This is a genomic window from Micromonospora sp. NPDC049836 (genome assembly GCF_044465125.1).
GTDB lineage: Bacteria > Actinomycetota > Actinomycetes > Mycobacteriales > Micromonosporaceae > Micromonospora.
This window is the reverse complement of sequence record NZ_JBITLH010000009.1, coordinates 67,486-89,898: the sequence shown is the minus strand read 5'-3', so window position 1 is coordinate 89,898 and position 22,413 is coordinate 67,486. Positions and strand designations below refer to the sequence as shown.

23 protein-coding genes are annotated in these 22,413 nt (G+C 74.9%); 15 read left to right on the top strand and 8 right to left on the bottom strand.

The window, feature by feature from the left end; genetic code table 11:
- The first annotated feature begins 47 nt into the window (after nucleotides 1–47).
- On the top strand, nucleotides 48–1,097 hold the full coding sequence (locus ACIBPB_RS23480) for an iron-containing redox enzyme family protein (RefSeq protein ID WP_396841631.1): 1,050 nt from the start codon (nucleotides 48–50) through the stop codon (nucleotides 1,095–1,097).
- Nucleotides 1,098–1,106: 9 nt separating this feature from the next.
- Here ACIBPB_RS23480 and ACIBPB_RS23475 read toward each other — a convergent pair whose 3' ends face one another.
- Nucleotides 1,107–1,331: a CDGSH iron-sulfur domain-containing protein gene (locus ACIBPB_RS23475; protein ID WP_357328838.1), complete on the bottom strand. Its 225-nt coding sequence runs from the start codon at nucleotides 1,329–1,331 to the stop codon at nucleotides 1,107–1,109.
- 227 nt (nucleotides 1,332–1,558) lie between these two features.
- Here ACIBPB_RS23475 and ACIBPB_RS23470 point away from each other — a divergent pair, with 227 nt between their 5' ends.
- The gene (locus tag ACIBPB_RS23470; protein ID WP_396841630.1) at nucleotides 1,559–2,971 is read left to right on the top strand and encodes a hypothetical protein; all 1,413 of its coding nucleotides are present in this window, start codon (nucleotides 1,559–1,561) and stop codon (nucleotides 2,969–2,971) included.
- A 233-nt stretch (nucleotides 2,972–3,204) separates the two neighbouring features.
- Complete coding sequence (locus ACIBPB_RS23465; RefSeq protein WP_357328844.1) at nucleotides 3,205–4,341, top strand: SigB/SigF/SigG family RNA polymerase sigma factor; 1,137 nt, start codon at nucleotides 3,205–3,207, stop codon at nucleotides 4,339–4,341.
- Nucleotides 4,342–4,503: 162 nt separating this feature from the next.
- Here ACIBPB_RS23465 and ctaD read toward each other — a convergent pair whose 3' ends face one another.
- From ctaD to ACIBPB_RS23440, 5 genes are all read right to left on the bottom strand, one after another.
- Entirely contained in the window at nucleotides 4,504–6,507 is a 2,004-nt protein-coding gene (gene ctaD / locus ACIBPB_RS23460) for a cytochrome c oxidase subunit I (protein ID WP_396841629.1), read from the bottom strand.
- An 88-nt stretch (nucleotides 6,508–6,595) separates the two neighbouring features.
- Nucleotides 6,596–7,327 (bottom strand): ATP-binding protein, encoded by a 732-nt coding sequence (locus ACIBPB_RS23455; RefSeq protein WP_396841628.1) that lies wholly within the window; start codon nucleotides 7,325–7,327, stop codon nucleotides 6,596–6,598.
- A gap of 91 nt (nucleotides 7,328–7,418) precedes the next feature.
- Complete coding sequence (locus tag ACIBPB_RS23450) at nucleotides 7,419–7,883, bottom strand: DUF4383 domain-containing protein (RefSeq protein ID WP_396841627.1); 465 nt, start codon at nucleotides 7,881–7,883, stop codon at nucleotides 7,419–7,421.
- A 159-nt stretch (nucleotides 7,884–8,042) separates the two neighbouring features.
- Nucleotides 8,043–9,197 carry a glycosyltransferase gene (locus tag ACIBPB_RS23445; protein ID WP_396841626.1) on the bottom strand — a complete coding sequence of 385 codons (1,155 nt, stop codon included), beginning with the start codon at nucleotides 9,195–9,197 and terminating at the stop codon, nucleotides 8,043–8,045.
- Nucleotides 9,198–9,225: 28 nt separating this feature from the next.
- Complete coding sequence (locus tag ACIBPB_RS23440; RefSeq protein ID WP_396841804.1) at nucleotides 9,226–10,206, bottom strand: glucosyl-3-phosphoglycerate synthase; 981 nt, start codon at nucleotides 10,204–10,206, stop codon at nucleotides 9,226–9,228.
- 248 nt (nucleotides 10,207–10,454) lie between these two features.
- Between ACIBPB_RS23440 and ACIBPB_RS23435 the strand changes: the two genes are divergently transcribed.
- From ACIBPB_RS23435 to ACIBPB_RS23415, 5 genes are all read left to right on the top strand, one after another.
- A complete protein-coding gene (locus ACIBPB_RS23435; RefSeq protein ID WP_396841625.1) occupies nucleotides 10,455–11,495 on the top strand; it encodes a Gfo/Idh/MocA family protein in 1,041 nt (346 codons plus the stop codon).
- On the top strand, nucleotides 11,488–12,576 hold the full coding sequence (locus tag ACIBPB_RS23430) for a zinc-binding dehydrogenase (protein WP_396841624.1): 1,089 nt from the start codon (nucleotides 11,488–11,490) through the stop codon (nucleotides 12,574–12,576). The genes ACIBPB_RS23435 and ACIBPB_RS23430 overlap by 8 nt, the downstream gene beginning before the upstream one ends.
- Before the next feature lie 108 nt (nucleotides 12,577–12,684).
- Nucleotides 12,685–14,979 carry an accessory Sec system translocase SecA2 gene (secA2, locus tag ACIBPB_RS23425; RefSeq protein WP_396841623.1) on the top strand — a complete coding sequence of 765 codons (2,295 nt, stop codon included), beginning with the start codon at nucleotides 12,685–12,687 and terminating at the stop codon, nucleotides 14,977–14,979.
- Between the two features lie 216 nt (nucleotides 14,980–15,195).
- The gene (locus ACIBPB_RS23420) at nucleotides 15,196–15,912 is read left to right on the top strand and encodes a GAF and ANTAR domain-containing protein (protein ID WP_396841622.1); all 717 of its coding nucleotides are present in this window, start codon (nucleotides 15,196–15,198) and stop codon (nucleotides 15,910–15,912) included.
- 76 nt (nucleotides 15,913–15,988) lie between these two features.
- The gene (locus ACIBPB_RS23415) at nucleotides 15,989–16,492 is read left to right on the top strand and encodes a DUF2231 domain-containing protein (RefSeq protein WP_396841621.1); all 504 of its coding nucleotides are present in this window, start codon (nucleotides 15,989–15,991) and stop codon (nucleotides 16,490–16,492) included.
- Between the two features lie 28 nt (nucleotides 16,493–16,520).
- Here the strand turns inward: ACIBPB_RS23415 and ACIBPB_RS23410 are convergent, their stop codons facing one another.
- Both ACIBPB_RS23410 and ACIBPB_RS23405 read right to left on the bottom strand, forming a co-directional pair.
- Complete coding sequence (locus ACIBPB_RS23410) at nucleotides 16,521–17,444, bottom strand: DUF3500 domain-containing protein (RefSeq protein WP_396841803.1); 924 nt, start codon at nucleotides 17,442–17,444, stop codon at nucleotides 16,521–16,523.
- Nucleotides 17,445–17,505: 61 nt separating this feature from the next.
- Nucleotides 17,506–17,898 carry an ankyrin repeat domain-containing protein gene (locus ACIBPB_RS23405; RefSeq protein ID WP_396841620.1) on the bottom strand — a complete coding sequence of 131 codons (393 nt, stop codon included), beginning with the start codon at nucleotides 17,896–17,898 and terminating at the stop codon, nucleotides 17,506–17,508.
- A 68-nt stretch (nucleotides 17,899–17,966) separates the two neighbouring features.
- Here ACIBPB_RS23405 and ACIBPB_RS23400 point away from each other — a divergent pair, with 68 nt between their 5' ends.
- The 7 genes from ACIBPB_RS23400 (at nucleotide 17,967) to ACIBPB_RS23370 (ending at nucleotide 22,383) form a co-directional block, all read left to right on the top strand.
- Nucleotides 17,967–18,344 (top strand): signal peptidase I, encoded by a 378-nt coding sequence (locus ACIBPB_RS23400; protein ID WP_396841619.1) that lies wholly within the window; start codon nucleotides 17,967–17,969, stop codon nucleotides 18,342–18,344.
- A gap of 116 nt (nucleotides 18,345–18,460) precedes the next feature.
- Nucleotides 18,461–18,913, top strand: coding sequence for a cysteine dioxygenase (locus ACIBPB_RS23395; RefSeq protein WP_396841618.1), 453 nt, complete (start codon nucleotides 18,461–18,463; stop codon nucleotides 18,911–18,913).
- 62 nt (nucleotides 18,914–18,975) lie between these two features.
- The gene (locus ACIBPB_RS23390; RefSeq protein WP_396841617.1) at nucleotides 18,976–19,464 is read left to right on the top strand and encodes a rhodanese-like domain-containing protein; all 489 of its coding nucleotides are present in this window, start codon (nucleotides 18,976–18,978) and stop codon (nucleotides 19,462–19,464) included.
- Nucleotides 19,465–19,568: 104 nt separating this feature from the next.
- Nucleotides 19,569–20,141 (top strand): winged helix-turn-helix domain-containing protein, encoded by a 573-nt coding sequence (locus tag ACIBPB_RS23385; RefSeq protein ID WP_396841616.1) that lies wholly within the window; start codon nucleotides 19,569–19,571, stop codon nucleotides 20,139–20,141.
- Between the two features lie 301 nt (nucleotides 20,142–20,442).
- Nucleotides 20,443–21,051 carry a winged helix-turn-helix domain-containing protein gene (locus ACIBPB_RS23380; RefSeq protein WP_357322810.1) on the top strand — a complete coding sequence of 203 codons (609 nt, stop codon included), beginning with the start codon at nucleotides 20,443–20,445 and terminating at the stop codon, nucleotides 21,049–21,051.
- A 61-nt stretch (nucleotides 21,052–21,112) separates the two neighbouring features.
- On the top strand, nucleotides 21,113–21,742 hold the full coding sequence (locus ACIBPB_RS23375) for a uridine kinase (protein ID WP_357322813.1): 630 nt from the start codon (nucleotides 21,113–21,115) through the stop codon (nucleotides 21,740–21,742).
- Nucleotides 21,743–21,984: 242 nt separating this feature from the next.
- Entirely contained in the window at nucleotides 21,985–22,383 is a 399-nt protein-coding gene (locus ACIBPB_RS23370) for a TraR/DksA family transcriptional regulator (RefSeq protein ID WP_396841615.1), read from the top strand.
- Nucleotides 22,384–22,413 lie beyond the last annotated feature (30 nt).

Sequence of the window (22,413 nt, the reverse complement as noted above, 5' to 3'; positions counted from 1 at the left end):
GGCCGGCGCCGGGCATGAGGTCCGCACCCACCGTCCCGGGAGGTCAGATGTCCGCAGCCGCCGATCGTCGTTTCGGCCCCGCGCCGCTGCCCGCGGCCCGCGGCCCGGTGTCGGCGGCGCTGCTCGCCGCGCTGCGGCAGGCGCCGCACGACCTGCCGGGCGGCCTCGGCGCCGGGTTCGCGTCGGTGGCCGACCCGATCGGGGACGAGGACCTCCAACTCACCCTCTTCCTCTGCTACGAGCTGCACTACCGAGGCTGGCAGCAGGTCGACGAGGCGTGGGAGTGGCAGCCGTCCCTGCTGGCGTTGCGGGCCCGCGCCGAGCACCCGTTCGAGGTGGCGCTGCGCCGGGTGGCCGGTGCGCCGCCGGCGCCGCTGCCCGCGGCCCTGCCGGCGGCGCTCGTCGAGCTGGTGGCCGCCGACGACGGGCCGGCGCTGGCCGGCGCGCTGCAGCGCCGGGCGAACCTCGACCAGTTCCGCGAGTTCGTCATGCACCGCTCGGTCTATCACCTGCGCGAGGCGGATCCGCACAGTTGGGCGCTGCCCCGCCTCGGCGGCCCGGCCAAGGCCGCCCTGGTCGAGATCCAGATGGACGAGTACGGCAACGGCCGGCTGGACCGGATGCACGCCGAGTTGTTCCGGACCACCATGGCGTGCCTCGGCCTGGACACCGGATACGGCGCCCACCTGGACCGGGTGCCGGCGGTGACCCTGGCGACCAACAACCTGATGTCGCTGTTCGGCCTGCACCGGCGGCTGCGCGGCGCGCTCCTCGGGCACCTGGCCGCCTTCGAGATGACCTCCTCGCTGCCGAACCGCCGCTACGGCAACGGGCTGCGCCGGCTCGGGCTGGACGAGACGGCCACCCGCTTCTACGACGAGCACGTCGAGGCCGACGCGGTGCACGAGCAGATCGCCGCGTACGACCTCTGTGGCGGTCTGGTCCGGGCGGAGCCGGCGCTGGCCGGTGACGTCCTGTTCGGCGCCGCCGCGGCGCTCGCCGTCGACCGCCGCTTCGCCGCTCACCTGCTGGATGCCTGGACGGCCGGGCGCTCCTCGCTGCGCGCGCCGGCCGTCGCGGAGCCGGTCGCCGCCTGAGCCGCCCGCTCAGGCGTCGCGGCCGGTGCCGGCGCGGAAGTCGACGGCCTTGTGGGTGCCGTCGCAGAACGGTTTGCGGGCCGACCGGCCGCAGCGGCACAGCGCGATGGTGCCCCGGCGCGTCTCGATGGCCTCGCCGTCGGGGGTGAGCAGCGCGAAGTCGCCGCGCACCAGCAACGGACCGTCCTGATACGGGGTGATCGTCGCCGCCGGGCTGATCTCGTCGTCGGGCATGCGCGCTGAAGTGCCCGTACCGGTACCGCCGAAACCCGGCCGGGCCCTCCCGTTGCGTCCCTGGACGGCCCGGCACGGCGACTCGACGTGGCTGGGCCCGGTGCGAAGTCAGGGCCTCGCCGACGGACACCCGGGGATTGGTCCGGCCCGTGGGGGGATGCCCGTTTAGACCCCATAGGGACGGGAAGCCGGGGCGCGTGGTGAGCGAACGAGGCACGGTGGGGTCGGTGCCCAAGGGGCCCCTGGGACGGTCGACCGGCGGGGCGGGTCTGGCCGGCGACCGGGTGCTGGCCGCCGGCAGCACGGCCCGGGTCCTGCTCGGCGCGACCGTGCGCGGCCTGCGCGGCGACGACTGCGCCGACCTCGGCCCCGCCGTCGGGTTCGCCCGCTTCTCCGGCGCGCCGGAACCGGTCCGCCGGGCCGCCGCCGCGCGGGCCGCCGGCCGGCTCGCGCTGACCCCGGCCCAGGTCGCCGAGGTGGACGCCGAGCGGGTCGCCGGCTGGGCCGCCGACCAGTACCCGGCCCGCCGGTGGCCGGGCGCGGTGCTGGGCGCCCCGCACGGCGCGGCCGCGCACCTCGCCGTCGCGCTCGGCGTGCCGTGGCTGCCGGCCGCCTTCGAGACGACGGTGTCCTGGTCCGGCGGCACGGTCGACCGGCCCTTGGCCGCGCTGGACCACGGCGCCGCCCTGGCCGGCCGGCTGCTCGCCGGGAACCCCGGGGTGCACGTACGCCAGGTGCACTGCCCGGCCAGCCGGGGCGCGGCGGCCGGGGCCACGGTGACCCTCGCGGTGCGCTGGCGGTCGCTGCCCGGCGCGTACGCCCGGTTCCTCGCCGACCGGCTGGAGCCCGGCGCCCCGGTGCTGCTGCTGGACGACGGCCGCACCTGGCCGGTGCGGGACGAGGGGAACGGCCACAGCTTCCAGGTGGGCTCCCCGGCCAGCGGCCTCGACCCGGTCGACTTCCACCCCGACGCGCACGCGCTGCGGCAGGTGCTCCGCTCGGCCGGCGGCGACGGCGCACGGTGGGAGCCGCCGGACGTCACCTCGCCGCAGGCCTTCGCCGAGCACGGCGTCGAGTCCGGTTTCGCCCACGGCCTGGACTCCTGGGCCGGCCGGCACGGGCATCCCGTGCACCGGGTGCTCGCCCCGCAGCCGGACGCGCTCAGCGCGGCCACCGCCGACCTGTACCGGCAGTGGCTGCGCCGGGCCGGCAAGACCGGTGACCGCCTGGTGGTGGAGTGCGGGCGGCTGCTCGACCCGTGGCAGGTGATCCGGGCCGGCCTGGTGCCCTACTGGTGCGAGAACGCGACCCGGCGCCGGGTGGACGGGGTGGAGTACTGGCTCGCCGGCAGCGAGCCGTTCAGCTCCGTGGACGTGCTGCCCGAGCCACCCGGGGTGCGCTCGCCGGCGCTGGCCGGGCTGCCGCAGTGGCTCGCCGTGGCCGGCTTCGGCCGGCGACGCCGGGCGCTGGACCGCGGCGCCGCGCGGGGCTACCCGGTCGCCGCCGTACCGACCCGGCGTGCCACGGAGGTGTTGCGCAACCAGCCGTACGACCTGCCGGTGGCGCCGCCGCTGGCGATGACCGAGGCGCTCGTCGCGCTGCGCGAGGCGGGCGCCGCCCAGGGACTGCTCGTCTCCTGAGCGGTCCCGCCACCAACACCCGCGAAACATCCTCGCGATCCTGCGGACCGTGATTGAGTACCTACGGAGCGGGAACACCGCTCGCTGCGAACGGCGCACGATGCCGGGTGGCGAGCCGCCGCCCGTTCCTGGCGTTCCGTCACGTAACCCACTTCCGGCCCGGTGCGTGGCCCGACCACGCGCACGACCGGTCTTCCCAATCCGGGCGGGGGACCTTCCTGAGGGAGGCGCGGATGTTCGGACAGACCACCACACCCACACCACCACCCACCGAGCGGGGCCTGGAGGACCTCGACGCGGCGGCGCTGGCGTACGCGGCACGGATCGAAGGGCTGCCGCCCGAGCGGCGCCAGGAGGCCCGCGACGACCTGGTCCGGTTCGCGCTCCCGTTCGCCGGCCGGCTGGCCCGGCGGTACCGGGGTCGCGGGGAACCGCTGGAGGACCTGGAGCAGGTGGCCCGCCTCGGCCTGGTCAACGCCGTGGACCGGTACGACCCGGAACGGGGCTCCTTCACCGCGTACGCGGCGATCACCATCGTCGGCGAGATCAAACGGCACTTCCGGGACCGCACCTGGGGCGTGCACGTGCCCCGCCGGCTGCGCGACCTGATCCTCGAGGTCGGCCAGGCCACGGCGGCGCTGACCAGCGAGCTGTCCCGGGCGCCCACGGTCGCCGAGCTGGCCGAACGGCTGGAGACGCCGGAGGAGGAGATCCTCGCGGCGCTGGAGTCGGCGGCCGGCTACAGCCCGGCCTCGCTGAACGCGCCGGTCGGTGGGGAGAGCTCGGCCGAGTTCGGTGACCTGGTCGGGGAGTCGGACAACGCCCTGGAGTCGGTCGACGACCGGGTGACCGTCGCCGGCCTGCTGCACCGGCTGCCCTGGCGGGAGCGGCGGATCCTGGCGATGCGCTTCTACGGCAACCAGACCCAGGCGGAGATCGCGGCCCGGTTCGGTATCTCCCAGATGCACGTGTCCCGGCTGCTGTCCCGGGCGCTCACCTGGCTGCGCCAGGCGATGCTCGCCGACGCGCCGCCGCCCTGGCAGAACGGGGCGGCCGAGACCGAGTCGGCGAAGTCGAGGATCTCGGTCAAGCAGAACGGCGACCGGGTGGTGGTCGAGGTCGGGGGAGAGGTCGACCGGGACGGCGCGGACCAGTTGCGCAAGGCGATGCTGGAGGCGGTCACCGGGCAGCCCCGCGAGGTGGTGGTCGACCTGGTCGGGGCCGGTGGCTTCGACGCCGGCGGGATCGCCGCGCTGATGGCCGGTCGGGACGCGGCCGCCCGGACCGGGGTGCCGTTGCGGCTCACCCGGGTGCAGCCCGCGGTACGCCGCTCGCTGGCCGCGGCCGGGCTGCCGCCGGCCGCCGACTGAGTCCACGGCGCCCTGACTCCTACGGCAGGGCGCCGCTCCGGCGGAAGACGGACGGAAAAGGGCCGGCGCCCTCGGGCGCCGGCCCTTTCACGTGGCCCGGTGACCCGGGGCGCCGACCCTTCTCGCGGTGACCCGGGTCGCCGGCCCTTTCGCGCGGTCCGGTCAGTTCTCCGTGGTGTCGCCGTGCCCGCGGGGGTGTTCCCACCGGGGGTTGCCCGGCTCGTTGCGCTGCGGGCCCAACTGGGTCTGCTCCGGTTCGTCGGCCTCGTCGAAGCTGGGCCGCAGCACCTCCTCCGGCTCCGGCACGTCGACCGGCCGGGCGCCGGACTGCGGCGCGGGGGTGTACTCCGCGGCCTCGCGCGCGCCGTGCGCGCCCTCGGCGGACGGCGACTCCTTGGCCTTCGGCACGTGGTGCAGCTCCTGTGCCAGGTGCTGGGGTGGCTTGGTCGTCCGTTGTGGCAGGTCCCGGCCGAGGTCGCTGACCAGCGGGCCGTACTTGAGGTCGAACGCCGGGCGCTCGGAGCGGATCCGCGGCATCCGGTCGAAGTTGCGCAGCGGGGGCGGGCAGGTGGTCGCCCACTCCAGGGAGTTGCCGAAGCCCCACGGGTCGTCCACGGTCACCTGCGCGCCGTACCGCCAGGACTTCCAGAGGTTGTAGATGAAGAACAGGGTGGACGCGCCGAGCACGAACGAGCCGATCGTGGAGATCTCGTTCAGCGTGGTGAAGCCGTCGCCGGGCAGGTAGTCGGCGTACCGGCGGGGCATGCCCTCGTTGCCCAGCCAGTGCTGCACCAGGAAGGTGGCGTGGAAGCCGAGGAACATGGTCCAGAAGTGAATCTTGCCGAGCCGCTCGTCGAGCAGCCGGCCGGTCATCTTCGGGAACCAGAAGTAGATGCCGCCGAAGGCGGCGAAGACGATGGTGCCGAAGAGCACGTAGTGGAAGTGCGCCACCACGAAGTAGGAGTCGGTGACCTGGAAGTCGGCGGGCGGGCTGGCCAGCAGCACCCCGGTGAGGCCGCCGAGCAGGAAGGTGACCAGGAAGCCGACGGCGAAGAGCATCGGCGTCTCGAAGGTGATCTGCCCCTTCCACATGGTGCCGATCCAGTTGAAGAACTTCACCCCGGTCGGTACGGCGATCAGATAGCTGAGGATGCTGAAGAAGGGCAGCAGCACCTGGCCGGTGGCGAACATGTGGTGCGCCCAGACGCTCATCGACAGCACGGTGATCGCGATGGTGGCGAGCACCAGACCGGTGTAGCCGAAGATCGGCTTCCGGGAGAAGACCGGGATGATCTCGGTGATGATGCCGAAGAACGGCAGCGCGATGATGTAGACCTCGGGATGGCCGAAGAACCAGAACAGGTGCTGCCACAGCATCGGACCGCCGGTGGTCGCGTCGTAGACGTGCGAGTGCAGGATCCGGTCCGAGGCGAGGGCGAAGAGCGCGGCGGCCAGCAGCGGGAAGACGAAGATCACCAGCACGCTGGTGAGCAGCAGGTTCCAGGTGAAGATCGGCATCCGGAACATGGTCATGCCGGGGGCGCGCAGGGTCAGGATCGTGGTGATCAGGTTGACCGCGCCGAGGATGGTGCCCAGACCCGAGACGGCCAGGCCCACCACCCACATGTTGCCGCCCACGCCCGGGCTGTGCTGGGCGGTGCTCAGCGGCGTGTACGCGGTCCAGCCGAAGTCCGCGGCGCCCTGCGGGGTGAAGAAACCGGCCATGGCGATCAGCGCGCCGAAGAAGTACAGCCAGTAGGCGAACGCGTTGAGCCGCGGGAACGCCACGTCCGGCGCGCCGATCTGCAACGGCACGATGTAGTTGCCGAAGCCGAACACCATCGGCGTCGCGAACAGCAGCAGCATGACGGTGCCGTGCATGGTGAACAGCTGGTTGTACTGCTCGGGGGAGAGGAACTGCATCCCGGGCCGGGCCAGTTCCCCCCGCAGCAGCATCGCCATGATGCCGCCCACGACGAAGTAGAAGAAGGAGGTCGCCAGGTAGAGCAGGCCGATCAGCTTCGCGTCGGTCGTACCCAGCAGCCGCCACAGGGTGCTGCCCTTGACCGCCTCCCGCACCGGGCCGGGGTAGCCCCCGAACCGGGCCGGCGCGAGGATCGCCGGCCCTCGGTCTCGTGCCGGCTCCGTGACTACCCGCTTGGGCATGGCTTCTCACCCCGTCGTGACGGCAGAAAGGACGGGCGCGCGTACCCGGCCCGCTACCTATAAAACCAGGCGAGAGCGGAAAATTCGGTCAGTTCGCCGGTAGCATCGCCCAGACGACCTTGCCGGCCCCGGCGGGCGTGCTGCCCCAACGCTGGGTCAGGTCGCGCACCAGCATCAATCCCCGGCCGCCCTCCGCGCGGGGGTCGTGGTCGGCCGCCGCCCGCGCGGCGGCCGGGCTGCCGTCCATCACGGCGACCCGCAGGTACGGCCTGCGCAGGGTCAGCGTCACGTGCATCGGGGTGCCCGCGTGCCGCACCACGTTGCCGACCAGCTCGGTGAGCACCAGCGAGGCGGGACCGGCCAGCTCCGGGATGTTCCACCGCCCGCAGGCATCGGTGACCAGCTCCCGGGCCCGCCGGCAGGCGCCGGCGACCGGTTCGAGGCGGGCCCGCAGCCGGGGAGCCACCCCGGCGCCGGCCAGGGCGCTCGCCGCGGCGCAGTCCGGCCGGACCGGCACCACCCGGCACGCGGTGCTCTCGGCGAGCCAGGCGGCGGCGTCCGGCGGCGGGGCGCAGAGCACCATCGGCACCGCCGGCCAGTCGGCGGCCCGCCGGGCCGCCGCCGCGAAGACCGAGAGCGCCAGCGGGTCGGCGACGTCGAGCCGCCCCAGGTCCACCACGAGCGCGTCGGGCTGCGCGGTCAGGCACCCGTCCAGCACGGTGTGCACCGATCGCATGGTGGACAGGTCGAGTTCGCCGGCCAGCCGTACCACGGTGACCGGCGACTCGTCGCGGACCTCGTAGCTGATCCGGGTCGACATCGGGGCCCTCGTTTCGGTCTCTTCGGCGGGACCTGGAACGTACCCCCGTCCCGGCCGGGTGAAACCGGACCAGCCGGCGTTCCGCGCCCGGTCAGCGACGATTCGGGCCGCGGGTGGTGAGCAGCCCCAGGGCGATCATGCCGACCCCGAGGAAGAAGTGCAGCCAGTCGTCGGCGCCGTTGAGCGGGATGAAGTTCGCCCCGCTCTCGTGGTCGATCACCACGCCGTAGAGCCAGAGCACCAGGTAGATCGCGCCACCGGCGATGAGGTAGGCGCGCGACCCGGAGATCGTCCGGGCCAGCAGCAGGCCGGCCACCCCGAACGCCAGGTGCACGACGTTGTGCAGCACGGAGACCTGGAAGAGCCCGAGCAGCTTGGCGTCGGAGTTGTGCCCGGCCCAGGCCAGGTCGCCGAAGTTGCTGGTGATGCCGGGGACGAAGCCCAGCACCCCGATGATCAGGAAGAGCACGCCGACCGTCGCCGCGGCCCGGCGCACCGGCGCCCGGCCGTCGGCCGGGTTGCGTCGCCCCCGCGAGTGCGCCATCGCGTTCGTCATGCCGGCCTCCTCAGCTGCCTCGGACCGCGCGCGGATTCCCGGCACATCGGCGGGCAAACCGGGTCCTCGACGCCGAGCGGGGTGGGCTGCCCATGACCGTTCCGCCCGAGCCCTCTGCCGGCCGGCGGGTCGGAGCTTCGTGTGCTCGTCCCGCTGGGTTCAGGCGGGCAGCAGCGGGCGGGTGGCGAGCTGCCGGACCTGCTCGTACAGGGCCACGTACCGCTGCGCCATCAGCTCCGGGGTGAACCGGGCCGCGGCCTCCCGCCGGCACTCGTCCGGATCGAGCAGACCGGCGGCCAGCACCAGCTCGCCCAGCTCCTCCTCGTCGCCGGCGAGCAGCCCGGTGCGGCCGTGCGTGATCAGCTCGGGCAGACAGCCCCGGGCGGTGGCCACCACCGGCGTACCCAGGGCCAGCGACTCGACCACCGCCGTGCCGCCCGGCTCCTCCCAGCGCAGCGGGAACAGCGCGGCCCGGGCCCCGGCCAGCAGCTCGTCGCGCTCCCGGCCGGCCACCGTGCCGACCCAGCGGACCAGGTCACCGTCCACCCACGGCGCGACCTCGTCGTAGAAGAACCGCACGTCCGGGTTCTGCCGGGCCTCGTCGCCCGCCGCCGCCAGGTCCTCCGGCCGGTGGTACGGCCCCACCGGCCCGGCCAGCACCAGCGGGAAGCCGACCTGCCGGGCCAGCCGGGCGCCCAGGTCCTGCCCCTTGCCGGGGTTGATCCGGCCCAGCACGACCACATGGTCGCCCTTCGCCACGGCCGGCCGGCGGTCCGCGTCGACCGCGAGCGGCGTGGACAGGTGCACATGGCCCACCGAGTGCTCGCGTAGCGCCCGGGGCGCCCGGGCGAGCTGCGCGGCGGAGACGCCGTTGACCCGGACCCGCTCGCCGCCGTCCAGGTTGCCGTACAGCTCGGGGTGCTTGGCCAGGTCCCAGTGCAGGGTGTGCAGCGCCGGCGGCGCGTCCGGCCCCATCGCGGTCAGCGTGGCCAGCCCGACCGCCTCCACGTGGTCGTGCACCAGGTCGATGTCGTCGCGGCGGCGCAGCGCGCGGACCACCCCGTTGAGGTGGGCCTGGGAGATCCCGCACACCTGGTTGTACGGGCGTTGCAGGGCGTGGAACTGGCCGTCCGGGAAGACCGAGAGCCGCTCGTCGACCGGCAGCGTGCTGCTCTCCACCGAGGCGAGGACCACCCGTACGCCGAGCTTGCGCAGCTCCGGCACGAGGGTGGCGATGACGTTCTCGATGCCGCCGTAGCCCGGGGGCGGGACCGACAACCACGGACCGGCGTTCATCAGCACGGTGAGAGTCATCCGGCGCTGCTCCTTCGCTCGGCGGCGGTCACGCCGCGACCCGCCGCTGGGGGACCCGGTGGCGCAGGTGCGCCAGCGGCGGCCGTTCCTCGATCGAGACGTCGCTGACCACGATCTCGCGGTCCAGGTGGGGCAGCGCCTCCGAGCCGCCCCGCCGGAACTGGGTGAGCAGCGCGGTGGGCATCGCGCCCGGGGCCGCCCAGCCGCGCCGTTGCAGGCGGGCCCAGACGGTCAGCAGGATCTGCGCCGACATCCGGCCCAGCGCCGCAGTGTCCTGGTGCCGGTGCTTGCGCTCGCCCAGGTCCACCTGGGCCAGGGCGTCCAGCCCGACCAGCTCCAGCAGGTCGATCAGCATGGCCGTCTCGACGCCGTACCCGGAGACGAACGGCACCTGCTCCAGCACCTCGCGGCGGCCGGCGTACTCACCCGCCAGGGGCTGCACGAAGCCGGCCAGCTCCGGCCAGAACAGGTTGAGCAGCGGCCGGGCCATCAGCTCCGTCACCCGCCCACCGCCGTCGGCCTCCACGCCGGCCGTGCCGATCAGCGGGCGGTGGTAGAAGCCCTTCACGAAGTCCACCGACGGGTCGGTCAGCAGCGGGCCCAGCAGCCCGGTGACGAAGTGCGGCCGGAACTCCCGCAGGTCCGCGTCGATGAACGCCACCACGTCACCCCGGGCGGCCGCGAGCCCGGCCCAGAGCGCGTCCCCCTTGCCGGTGAGCCGGGGCAGCCCGCGGGTCATCGCGTCCTGGCCGACCACCTCGGCGCCCGCCGCCCGGGCCACCTGCGCGGTCCGGTCGGTGGACCGGGAGTCCACCACGATCAGCTCGTCCACCAGCGGGACACGGTCCATCAGGTGCTCGCGGACCGTCGACACGATCGCGCCGACGGTCGCCTCCTCGTTGCGCGCCGGCAGCACCACGCTGACCCGGCTGTCGCCCTTGGCCCGCAGCAGCCGCCGCGCGGGCCAGTCCTCCGCCGACGTGGTGCGGTACGTGGCCCAGGCCTCCACCACCGGTGAGACGATCGTTTCTCTGTCCCGCACGGGCACACTCCCAGGTTTCGTGGCGGAAACGCGGCTCCTGGTTTGCCCAGTGCCGGGCCCCGCTAACCGGATCCTGCCGAACAGCGTGATCACGACCGGCGCGCTGGTCGGTTCCCTGCCGGTGAACGTTGCATTACGGCCGCGTCCGCGTTTGGCGGCGCTCCCACCAGGGGAGTGCTGTCGGCAGTCTGTCAGCAGCGGCGGGAGGGCCAGGAATGCGCGCATGCCGGGTGGGACTGGTAGGGGCCGGTGGGGTGGCGCAACGCCATGCCCGGGTGCTCAGCGGCTTCGAGGACGTGGCGTTGGTCGGGGTGACCGACGTCGCGCGGGACGCCGCGGCGGCCCTCGCCGAGGCGTACGGCGGACGCGCCTTCGCCGACGTGGACGGGCTGCTGGCGGCCGGCGTCGACGCGGTCTACGTCTGCGTGCCGCCGTTCGCCCACGGCCCGGTGGAGGAGGCGGTGATCGCCGCCGGCGTGCCGATGTTCGTGGAGAAACCGGTCGCCCTGGACCTGGAGACCGCCGAGCGGATCGCCGGCCTGGTCGAGCGCCGGGGGCTGCTCACCGGGGTCGGCCACCACTGGCGTTACCTGCACATGGTCGACCAGGCCCGGCAGCTGCTGGCCGGCCGGCCGGTGCGGATGGTCAACGGGGCCTGGCTGGACAAGGTGCCGCCGGTGGCCTGGTGGGCCCGGCGGGACTCCTCCGGCGGGCCGGTCGTGGAGCAGGCCGCGCACGTGCTGGACCTGGTCCGGCTGCTGGCCGGCGAGGTGACCGAGGTGACCGCGTACGGCGACGGCACCCCACCGCCGGTGCCGGACGCGGACATCGACTCGGTCACCGCGGCGACGCTGCGCTTCGCCTCGGGCGCCGTCGGCACCCTCGCGGCGGCCTGCGTGCTCGGCTGGAAGCACCGGGCCGGCCTGGAGATCCTCGCCGACGGGCTGGCCCTGTCGTTGGCGGAGGACGGCCTGACCGTCTGCGACGGCGCGGGCGAGCGGCACCTGCCCGCCGACCCGGACGGGGCCCGGGTCGCCGTCGACCGGGCCTTCGTCGACGCGGTCCGCGGCGTCGGCGACGACGTCCGGGTCCGGTACGCCGAGGCGCTGCGCACCCACCGGCTCGCCCTCGCGGTGGCCGAGTCGGCCCGGACCGGGCGTCCCGTGGCGCTGCCCACCGGGCCGGCCGCCCGGCTCACCGCGGCCGTCGCCGACGCGGCGCCGGCCGAGCCGGCGGGGGTGGCGCTCGATGCGTGACCGGGTGGTGGTGGTCACCGGCCCGGGCCGGGTCGAGCTGGTCGAGCAGGACGCGGCCGAGCCGCGTGACGGCACCTTCCGGGTGGCGACGCTCTACAGCGGGGTCTCGGCCGGCACCGAGCTGAGCTACGTCAAGGGCAGCAACCCCTACCTCCACCTCAGCTGGAACGCCGAGCTGGGCCTCTTCCAACCGGGGACGGCGAGCAGCCCGTACCCGGTGACCCGGCTCGGCTACATGCAGGTCGGTCGGGTGGTGGAGAGCCGCACGCCGGCCGTGGCCGTGGGCACGGTCGGCGCGATGACCTACGGCCACCGCAGCGGGTACCTGGCAGACCCGCTCGCCGAACGCTTCGTACCGCTGCCCGCCGACCTCGACCCCCTGCTCGGCGTCTACGTCGCGCACCTGGGCCCGATCTGCGCCAACGGGCTGCTGCACGCCGCCGCCGACCTGTACGGCAGCGGGGTCCGCTCGCTCGGCGACGGTGTCCGGGGTCGGCGGGTGGCGGTGGTCGGCGCCGGCGTGGTCGCCCTGCTCACCGCGCTCTTCGCCCGCCTCCACGGTGCCGCCTCGGTGGTGGTGCTCGATCCCACCCCGGCCCGGCGGCGGGTGGCCGAGGCGCTCGGTCTGGAGACCCTCGACCCGGCCGCGGACGACCCGGCCGTGGTGCTCAAGACCCGGTGGCCGCACGCCGCCGGCGACCGCGGCGCCGACCTGGTCTTCCAGTGCCGCGGCCAGGCCTGGGCGCTCCAGCTGGCGCTGCGCCTGCTCCGCCCGCAGGGCACCGTGATCGACCTGGCCTTCTACCAGTCCGGCGCGGACGCCGTCCGGCTGGGCGAGGAGTTCCACCACAACGGCCTGGCGGTGCGCTGCGCCCAGATCGGCCGGGTGCCGCGCGGGCTCGCCCCCGCCTGGGACCGGGAGCGGCTCTCCGCGGCGACCATCGAGCTGCTGCGCCACGACGGCGACCTGATCCGCACGCACCTCGTCTCGGCGGTGGTGCCACTGGAGGAGGCGCCGGCGCTCCTCACCGACCTGGCCGAGCGGCGCCGCGCCGACCTTCAGGTGGTCTTCACCGGCTGATCACCAAACCGCGCTGAGCTGCGGAAACGGCCACGAATCCGGACACCGCCCGGCGCCCGCGCCGGGCGGGGGTCACAATCGGCTCCGGTTCGCGTACCGTTGCCGCTCATGGGTGTGTCGCAACGGTTGAAGACCAGGTTCCGGCGGTTCCTCCAGCGCCCGGGAACGACGGTCGACCTGGCCCCGCTGGAGAAGCTGCTGCCGGCCATCGAGGCCCGCGAGGCGGAGCTGGAAAAGCTCTCCGACGCCGAGCTGACCGAGGCGGCCCGGCAGGCCGAGGGGTACGAGGAGATCTGCGCGATCGGCCGCGAGGCGGCCCGCCGCGGCCTCGACCAGCGGCCGTACGACGTCCAGCTGCTCGGCGCCATGGCGCTGCTCTCCGGCAAGGTCGCCGAGATGGCCACCGGTGAGGGCAAGACGCTGACCGCAGCCATCGCCGCGTACGGGCACGTCCGGCTGGGCAACGGCCCGGTGCACGTGCTCACCGTCAACGACTACCTGGCCCGCCGCGACGCCGAGTGGATGGCGCCGGTCTACACCCTGCTCGGGCTCACCGTCGGCTGGGTCAACGAGGCCTCCACCCCGGCCGAGCGGCGCGCCGCGTACGGCTGTGACGTCACCTACGTGGCGGTCAGCGAGGCCGGCTTCGACTTCCTCCGCGACCAGCTCGTCACCGACCTGGCCGACCGGGTCCAGCCGGCGCTGAAGACCGCCATCGTGGACGAGGCCGACTCGATCCTCATCGACGAGGCGCGGGTGCCGATGGTGCTCGCCGGCGCGGTCCCCGGCGAGCAGGACCCGGTGCACGCGGCCGCCGCGCTGGTCCGCGGGCTGCGCAAGGGCAAGCACTACACGATCGCCGAGGACGGCCGCAGCGTCGCCTTCACCTCCGCCGGCCTGGCCACCGTCGAGGCCAAGCTCGGCGGCATCGACCTGTACGACGAGGAGCACGTCGGGCAGCTCTCCGCGGTGAACGTGGCGCTGCACGCGCACGCCCTGCTGCACCGGGACGTGGACTACATCGTCCGGGACGGCTCGGTCGAGCTGATCGACGAGATGCGCGGCCGGGTGGCCCAGCGCCGCCGCTGGCCGGACGGTCTGCAGGCCGCGGTCGAGGCGAAGGAGGGCCTGGACGCCACCGCCGAGGGTGAGGTGCTGGGCACCATCACCGTGCAGGCGTTCATCGCGCTCTACCCGACGGTGTGCGGCATGACCGCCACCGCGGTCCTCGTCGGCGACCAGTTGCGCGAGTACTTCGGCCTCGAGGTGGCGGTGATCCCGCCGAACACCCCGTGCGTGCGGGAGGACGAACCGGACCGGATCTACGCCACCCGGGCGGAGAAGGAGGAGGCGCTGGTCGACGAGATCAGCCGCTGCCACGAGGCGGGGCGGCCGGTGCTGGTCGGCACCCTGGACGTCAAGGAGTCCGAGGGGCTGGCCGCCGCGCTCAACGCCGCCGGGGTCTCGTGCGTGGTGCTCAACGCCAAGAACGACGACGAGGAGGCGGCGATCATCGCCGAGGCCGGCGCGTACGGCGCGGTGACGGTCTCCACCCAGATGGCCGGCCGGGGCGTCGACATCCGGCTGGGCGGCAGCGACCAGGCCGACCGGGAGCGGGTGGCGGAGCTGGGCGGCCTCTACGTGATCGGCAGCGGCCGGCACGACAGCCGCCGGGTCGACGACCAGCTGCGCGGCCGGGCCGGCCGGCAGGGCGACCCGGGCGGGTCGGCCTTCTTCGTCAGCCTGGAGGACGACCTGGTCGTCCGGCACGCCGGTGACACCGTCCCGGCGTCGCCGCGGATGAACGCCGACGGCCTGGTCACCGACCCGCAGGTCGACTACGCCGTGGAGCACGCCCAGCGGGTCGCCGAGGGCGTCAACCACGAGATCCACCGCAACACCTGGCGCTACAGCCAGGTGATCGAGCAGCAGCGCATGGCGCTCGCCGAGCGCCGGGAGCGGCTGCTGACCAGCGACATCGCCGCGCTGATGCTGCTGGAGCGGGTGCCGGAGAAGGCCGGCGAGATGGACGAGGACCTGCTGGCCGAGGTGGCCCGGTCGATCGCGCTCTACCACCTGGACCGGCTCTGGGCCGAGCACCTGGCCGAGCTGTCCGAGGTGCGCGAGGGCGTGCACCTGCGCGCGCTGGGCCGGCTCGACCCGCTGGACGAGTTCCACCGCAGCGCGGTCCCGGCGTTCAACGCGCTGGTCCCCGAGATCGAGGCGCGCACGATCGCCACCTTCGAGGAGACCGAGTTCGAAGAGGGCTGGGAGCCGGACGCCGCGAAGCTGGTCCGGCCGACCGCCACCTGGACCTACCTGGTGCACGACAACCCGTTCGGCTCGGAGCTGGACCGGCTGATCGCCTCGGTGGGGCGCCGGTTGATCTCCGGGTCGCGCTGACCCGTCGCCACGGGGTCCCGTCCGGCCGGAAACCGCGCCGGATGGGACCCCTTTGCGCGGTTTCGGGAGGAGTTTGCGAGGGTAGTAGGCCGGGTCCTCGAATCAGGGAGTGCAGAGCGTAATGCGACAGGCAATGGCGCCGGACCGTGCCACCGCGTGGTGGCACCCGCGGTCGGTCGGGATCGTGGCCCGGTGAACCTCGACACGCGAGGCTCCATGATCGATACGCTCGGCGTGCTGGAAACCGCCGGACTGCTGCGCGAGCTGACCGCCGGCCTGATCGCCGTGCGCGACTTCGACGAGGCGCTGCACCAGCTGGTGCGGATCGCCCGGGACGCCGTACCCGGGGTGGACTGCTGCGGCTTCACCGCGCTGCGCGCCGGGGAGCCGGCCGGGGTGGCCGCCTCCGACCCGGCGCGGGCCGAGCTGGACGACCTCCGGCACGGGCCGGACACGCCGGCGCTGACCGCCATCCGGCGCCGCGAAATGATCATCGCGCAGGACCTCGGCCGGGAGACGCGCTGGCCCGGCTGGACCGACCGGGCGCGCGGGCTGGGCGTGCACGGGGTGATCTCCGCGCCGCTCGACGTCGACGACCAGGTGGTCGGCGCGATCAACCTGTACGCCGCGTCCGGCGCGGCGCTCACCACCCGGCACCAGCTCACCGCGATGCTGCTCGCCGAGCACGCCGGCCTGCTGCTGGCCGCGGTCCGCGACCGGGAGCGGCAGGCGGCCCTGGCCGGCCAGCTCGACTCGGCGCTGCTGGAGGAGGGCGTCGTCGGCCAGGCCGTGGGCGTGATCATGACCCAGCGCGGCTGTGCCGCGCCGGAGGCGCTGGACGTGCTGCGCAGCGCCGCCTCCTCGTTGGACATACCGCTGCGCGAGGTGGCCGAGCGGCTGGTGCTCACGGTCTCCCGGCCCCGGGACAACTGAGCGACACTCGTTTCGCCCTGGTGGGCCCCGGGTAGCACCCTGGACTGGTGAGCTGCGCGGACCTGGGGAGGAACCGATGGAGAGCCGACTGCGGGTGCAGGGGCACCCCATCCAACCGATGCTGGTGACGTTCCCGTTCGGGCTCTTCGTCAGCGCGGCGGTGTTCGACCTGGCCGACGTCGCCGGCGGCCCGGACTTCCTCGGCGAGGTGGGTTACTGGACGGCCGTGGCGGCCCTGGTCGCCGCCGCGCTCACCACGGTCGCCGGGATGGTCGACCTCTGGGACGTGCGCGCCGACCGCACCCGCCGCACCGCCGTCACGTTCAATCTGGTCAACGCCGCGATGGCGGCGCTGTTTCTGCTGACCTGCCTGATCCGGGCGCGCGCGCCGCAGCGGGGCGCGACCGGCGTCGAGCTGGCCACCGAGGTGCTCGCCCTGGCGGTCGGCTCGGTCGGGGTGTGGCTGGGCGCCCGGCTGATGCGCCAGTTCGACCGGCGCCGGGCCGCCGAGCCGAGCGGCTTCGAGGCGCTGCCGGACATCCCCGGCTCCACCGTGGAGATCATCCGCCCCCGCGCCTGACCCGGCCGGCGCCGACCGCGCTGCCGGTTCAGTGGGCGGTGGCGTGGTGGGCGGCGAGGACGTCGGCGCCGAAGTCGCTGGCCGGGCGGCGGAGCACGGTGTGCGCGTGGTTGCCGTCGTCGGTGGTGTTGTCGTACTCGATCAGCAGGTCCTCGCCCTGGACGCGGTAGTAGTGGCGCTGGCCGGGCTGGGTCGGACCGGCCCAGGCGAAGTGCAGCTCGGCGCCGGCGAGCCGGCCGGCCTCGCGGGCGGCCAACTCGGGCGGGAGCCGGTCCAGGTAGAGCGCGACGAGCTGGTCCAGCAGCGCCCGGCCGGTGGCGCTGAGCCGGCCTCGGGGCACCCCGAGCGGTTCGAGCCGGCCCGGCGCGGTGGGCCGGGTCGCGCTGATGATGTCGGCCGGCGCGTCCGCCGCGACGATGGCGGCGGCCCGCCCGGCCGGCCCGAGCGCGTCGAGCAGTTCGCGGGCCAGGTCCTCCTCCGGCCCGAGCGGGCGGGACACCGGTCGGCCGGCGTGTCGGACGGTGGCCGGGTTCGCGCCGAGGAAGAGCGGCGCGGGGGAGACCTGGTCGTCGACCACGGTCATGGTCACCGACAGGTGGTGGCCCTCGAACCGCCACCCCCACCGGTCGTCGCGGGCCGGGTCCCCGAAGATCGCCACCCAGTAGTCACCGCTGTGCCGGCCGCGCCGCCAGCCTTCGGCCCGGTCGAGCACCTCCTCCAGCGCCGTCACCGCCATGGCTTGCGCGTACGCGGCCGGGCTGAGCGCGGTGGCGAGCAGCCGGTGCGCCGCCTTGCGGGCGGTGACGTCCAGGCCGGCCAGGGCCACCCCGGGCCGGGGGCGCGGCCGGTACTCCAGCCAGCGGCGGGCCGCGTCGTCGGTGAAGTCGTGCCGGGCGCGCTGCCGGGCCGGCTCGTCGAGCGCCGCCAGCAACGCGCCGGCCGCCGTGCGCATCTGCTCGGGTACGGGATCCTCCACCGCCCTTGTATACCGCTCGCGCCGACCCGACGCGCGGTCAGCCGCGACCGAGCAGGGTGAGCATCTCGGGCAGGTCGAAGAAGCGGGCCACCGCCACCGCCGACGGGTCGCCCCGGTCGGGGTCGGCGCCGGCGTCGACCAGCGCGCGGACCGTCTCCGGATTCCGCCGGAACACCGCCGCGCCGAGCGCCGTCTGCCCCCGGTCGTTGGTGCGGGTGTGGTCCGCGCCCCGGGCGAGCAGCGCGGCCACCGTCTCCGGGTGGGCGTGGTACGCGGCCAGGATCAGCAGGGTGTCGCCCTTGGCGTTGGTCAGGTTGACCGGTAGGCCGGCGTCCACCTGCTCGACCAGCTCCCCGGTCGCCCCGTCGCGCGCCAGGTCGAACATCCGGTGTGCGAAGGCGAGCGTCTCGGCGTCGAGTTCGTCGGGCATCCGTCCAGGTTAGTGGGACGCCCGCCGGTCCGGCCTGGTAGCTTGCCGAGCCGGCAGGGGAGGGGACGATGGACGATCGGGTGTACGTCGGCAACGCGGCGGTGGACGGCGCGACCGACGCCGGCTGGCTGCTCGGTCACTTCAAGCCACCGGGCGACGTCCGGCACAGCACGGAGGTCGAGGTGAAGTGGGGGGTGCACCCGGCGGGGGAGACCCGGTCCCGCTGGGCCACCGCCGAGCGGCGTACCGCCCTGCTGGTCCTCGTCAGCGGCGCGTTCCGGGTGGAGCTGCCGGACCGCACGGTGCTGCTGCGCGCTCCCGGTGACTACGTGGTCTGGGGGCGGGGGGTGGACCACTCCTGGTACGCGGAGCGGGAGTCGGTGGTGCTCACCGTGCGCTGGCCCTCGGTGCCGGGCTACCGGGTGGGCCCGCCCGTGCTGCGCTGACCCGGACCGCCGGGCGGTCGCCGTCCCGGCATGCGGTATAACCTACTAAACCTATAGGGTTTACCGGCTAGAGTGACGGGGCACCCGCCGCCCGTACCCGTGAGGACGTACCGCCGATGAGCCGCACCGACCCGACCGACCTGCTCGCCGTCGCCGCCCGCTGGGCCGACCCGACCCGTTGGCCGGTCCCGCTGCGCTTCGACCGCGCCCAGCGGTGGTACGCCCGGCTCGCCGCCGGCGACGCGCACGAGGTGTGGGCGCTGAGCTGGCTGCCCGGGCAGGGCACCGACCTGCACGACCACGGCGGCTCCGCCGGCGCCTTCCTGGTCGTCGCCGGCACCCTCACCGAGGAGACGGTCAGTGGCGGCCGGCTGCGCCCGCACCGGCTCGCCCCCGGCGCCGGGCGGCGCTTCGGCCCGCGCCACGTGCACGTGGTCACCAACCGCGACCGGCTGCCGGCGGTCAGCGTGCACGTCTACCGGCCCGCGCTGCGCCGGATGACCCGCTACCACCTGGTCGCCGGCCGGCTCCGGGCCGCCGAGGTCGCCGAGGCCGGGGTGGCCTGGTGAGCCGGCCACCGCACCGCCCGCACGTCCCGCCCCCGACCGCCGCCGCCCGAAAGGACGCACCGATGCCGACCCCGACCCCCGCCCCGCGCTGTCCGGCCCCGCCACCCGGCTCGCGCGGCATCGACGAGATCCTCGCCGCCGCCCGCGCCCGGCTGCGCCGGCTCGACCCGGAGCAGGCCCACCTCGCCCACCGGGGCGGCGCGCTGCTGGTCGACATCCGCCCCGCCGGCCAGCGCGCCGCGCACGGCACCGTGCCCGGCGCCCTCGCCGTGGAACGCAACGTCCTGGAATGGCGGTTCGACCCGCGCTGCCCGGCCCGGCTGCCCGAGGCCGTCGGCTACGACCTGCCGGTGGTGATCCTCTGCCAGGAGGGCTACACCTCCTCGCTGGCCGCCGCCGCCCTCCAGGACATCGGCCTGCGCCGGGCCACCGACGTGGTCGGTGGGTTCGCCGCCTGGCGCATCGCCGGGCTGCCCACCCTCGGCCCCACCCCACCGCTCCGACCCTCGTCCGCCGCGCCCCCGGTCACCGCCGGCCGGGCGTACCACTGACCGCCACGCCCACCCGGCGTGGCGGGCGACGGCTTCAGGTCGTGGCGCGGCGCAAGACGCGCCGAGCTGAAGCCGTCGCAGCGACCGCCAGCTCAGGAGGCACCATGTCCGTCGTCGCCATCGCCCCGCGCCGACCCGGCCGCCCCGACCGGGCCGCGCCGGGCCGACCGCGCACCGCGTCCACCCTGACCATCACCGTCGACCTCGGCGTCGCCGGCCCGCTCACGCCCAGCCTGGCCCGGCTGGTCGACCTGCTCGACGAGCTCGCCGCCAGCGGCGAGGGCGTGTTCCGCGCCACGGACCCCGCCGTCCGCCCGGTGCGCGACCCGCGACCCGCCACCGCGCCGCCCGCGCCGGAGGCGCCGGACGACCCCGGCACGGTCCGGATCCTCGCCGGCACCCGGGTGGTCCGCCAGGACGGCCGGGAGGTCCCGCTCACCCGGATCGAGTACGACCTGCTCCTCTTCCTCGCCGAGCACCCCCGCCGGGTGTTCACCCGGCGGCAACTGCTGGCCAGCGTCTGGGGCTACGAACACGCGGTGGCGCGCACCGTGGACGTCCACGTGCGCCGGCTGCGCGCCAAGCTGGGCCTCCGCACCCCGCTGGTGACCACCGTGTACGGGGTGGGCTACCGGCTCGCCGACGAGGCCCGGATCGTGGTCGACCCCGGTCGCTGACACCGGTCGCGGCCCGGCGCGGCGTACCCGGGTCCCCGGGTGCGCCGCGCCTCGTCATGGCGGCGTCCGGGCGCCGTACCGCCCATTGTGAATAGGCAGGACCCCCCGTAACGGGTCAACTCGCCGCTCTGCTGTAATCATCTGGCCTCGTACGCAGAGCGAGCATCCGGCTCCGATGTGTTCGTCAATTGTCACATTCATGCAACGCAGCCGCCCCTTGACCCTCGCACAGGCGCCGGGAAGCATCGATGAAGCGGCGTCCCGGGCCGTGGGGACAATCCCGGACCAGCCAAGGAGGACCATGTCGGTCAGCCCCGCCTCGTCGCGCGCCGGATGGCATACGTCCCAGCCCGCGGTCCCCGGCCGGCCTCCCGGCGGCCAGCGCCGACCGGCCAACACCGGCGGACCGGTGCTCACGGTGACGCTCAACATCCCGCTCGCCTGCGAGGAGTCGCTGACCCCGGCCGCCCGCCGGCTCCTGGACGCCGCCCGCGAGCTGCTCGAACGCGGCGACGCCGTGGTCTCCAGCGGCCCCGCCCCGGTGGAGCGGCGACCGGATCCGGTGCCGGCCGGGCGGTCCCCGGGCCGTCCCCTGGCGCCCACCATCCCGTCGCTGCACATCCTGGCCGCCTCCCGGTCGGTGCTGCGCGACGGCGAGCCGCTGCCGCTCACCCGGCTCGAGTTCGACCTGCTGCTGCACCTCGTCGCCCACCCCCGCCGGGTGTTCACCCGGCTGCAACTGCTCAACGCGGTCTGGGGGTACGAGCACGCCGGCGTCCGCACCGTCGACGTGCACGTACGCCGGCTGCGCGGCAAGGTCGGGGTGGACGTGCCGCTGGTCACCACCGTCTACGGCGTCGGCTACCGGCTCGCCGACGACGCCCGGGTCACCGTCGACCGCAGCGGCTGACCCCGCCGCCTCCTCGCGCCCAGCCCGCCGGCCCGGCCGAGCCGGCAGGCAGGATGGACGGATGCGCGTCCGTCCGATCAGCCCTGAGCGACTCGTCACCGAGCTGGCCGACCGGCTGGCCGGCACCGAGGTGCCCGGGCGGCTCCGGGTGGCCGTCGACGGGCCGCCGGCCGCCGCGCCCGAGGTGCTGGCCGCCGCCCTGATCGACCCGTTGCGTGCCGCCGGCCGCCCGGCGCTGCACGTCCGCGCCGCCGACTTCCTCCGCCCCGCCTCGGTCCGCCTCGAACACGGCCGGACCAATCCGGACGCGTACTACGAGGGCTGGCTCGACGAGGCCGGGCTGCGCCGCGAGGTGCTCGACCCGGCCGGCCCGGACGGTTCGGGCCGGCTGCTGCCCTCGCTCTGGGACGTCGCCGCCGACCGGGCCAGCCGGGCCGGGTACGTCGAGCTGCCGGCCGGCGGGGTGGTGCTGGTCAGTGGTGCCCTGCTGCTCGGCGGCGGGCTGCCGTTCGACGTCACCGTGCACCTCGTGCTCTCCCCGCCGGCCCTGGACCGGCGCACCGACCCGGAGCTGCGCTGGACGCTGCCGGCCTTCGCCCGCTACGCCGACGAGGTGGACCCGGCCTCCTTCGCCGACGTGGTGGTCCGGGCCGACGACCCGCGCCGCCCGGCCCTGGTCGAAGCCGGCTGACGCCCCGGAGAGCGCCGATCCGGACAGCCGGTCGATCGGCCGGACCGACCGGCACGGACCGCCCGGCGCAGGCGGGCACGAACGGCCGGAAAGAACGCGTACCGCGCCGGTTTGATCCGCCGACCGGGTGGGTAATCGCCCGGCTCACAGAGCACGGGTGATCTCGCCCGGGCTTCCCATCGGAGACGTCCGGGGCGCGTGCGCCCCGGACCGGCATGAGGCCCCAGGAAAGGCAGGCAGCGATGCTCGTACACGACACGGTGACCACGGGTCGCTCCCAGGCGGAGGTCGACCGGATCCGGCAGTCCCTGCAGTCGCGGTACGACGAGCTGACCGCGGAGTACGACCAGGCCGTCCAGCAGAGCCAGGTGCTGCGGCTGGTCGAGATCGGCGACACCGCCGGCGACGACCAGGCCGACAGCGGCACCAAGACCGCCGAGCGGGACACCGCGCAGTCGCTGCTGCGTACCATCCTGGACCGGCGCGCCCAGTTCGAGCACGCGCTCACCCGCCTGGAGGAGGGCACCTACGGGTTCTGCGAGGGCTGCTCCGCGCCGATCCCGGTGGAGCGGCTGGAGATCTTCCCGTCGGCCACCGCCTGCGTGTCCTGCAAGCAGACCCGGGAGCGGCGGGCGGCCTGACCGGCCGCCCCGGTTGCCGGTCGGTCCCAG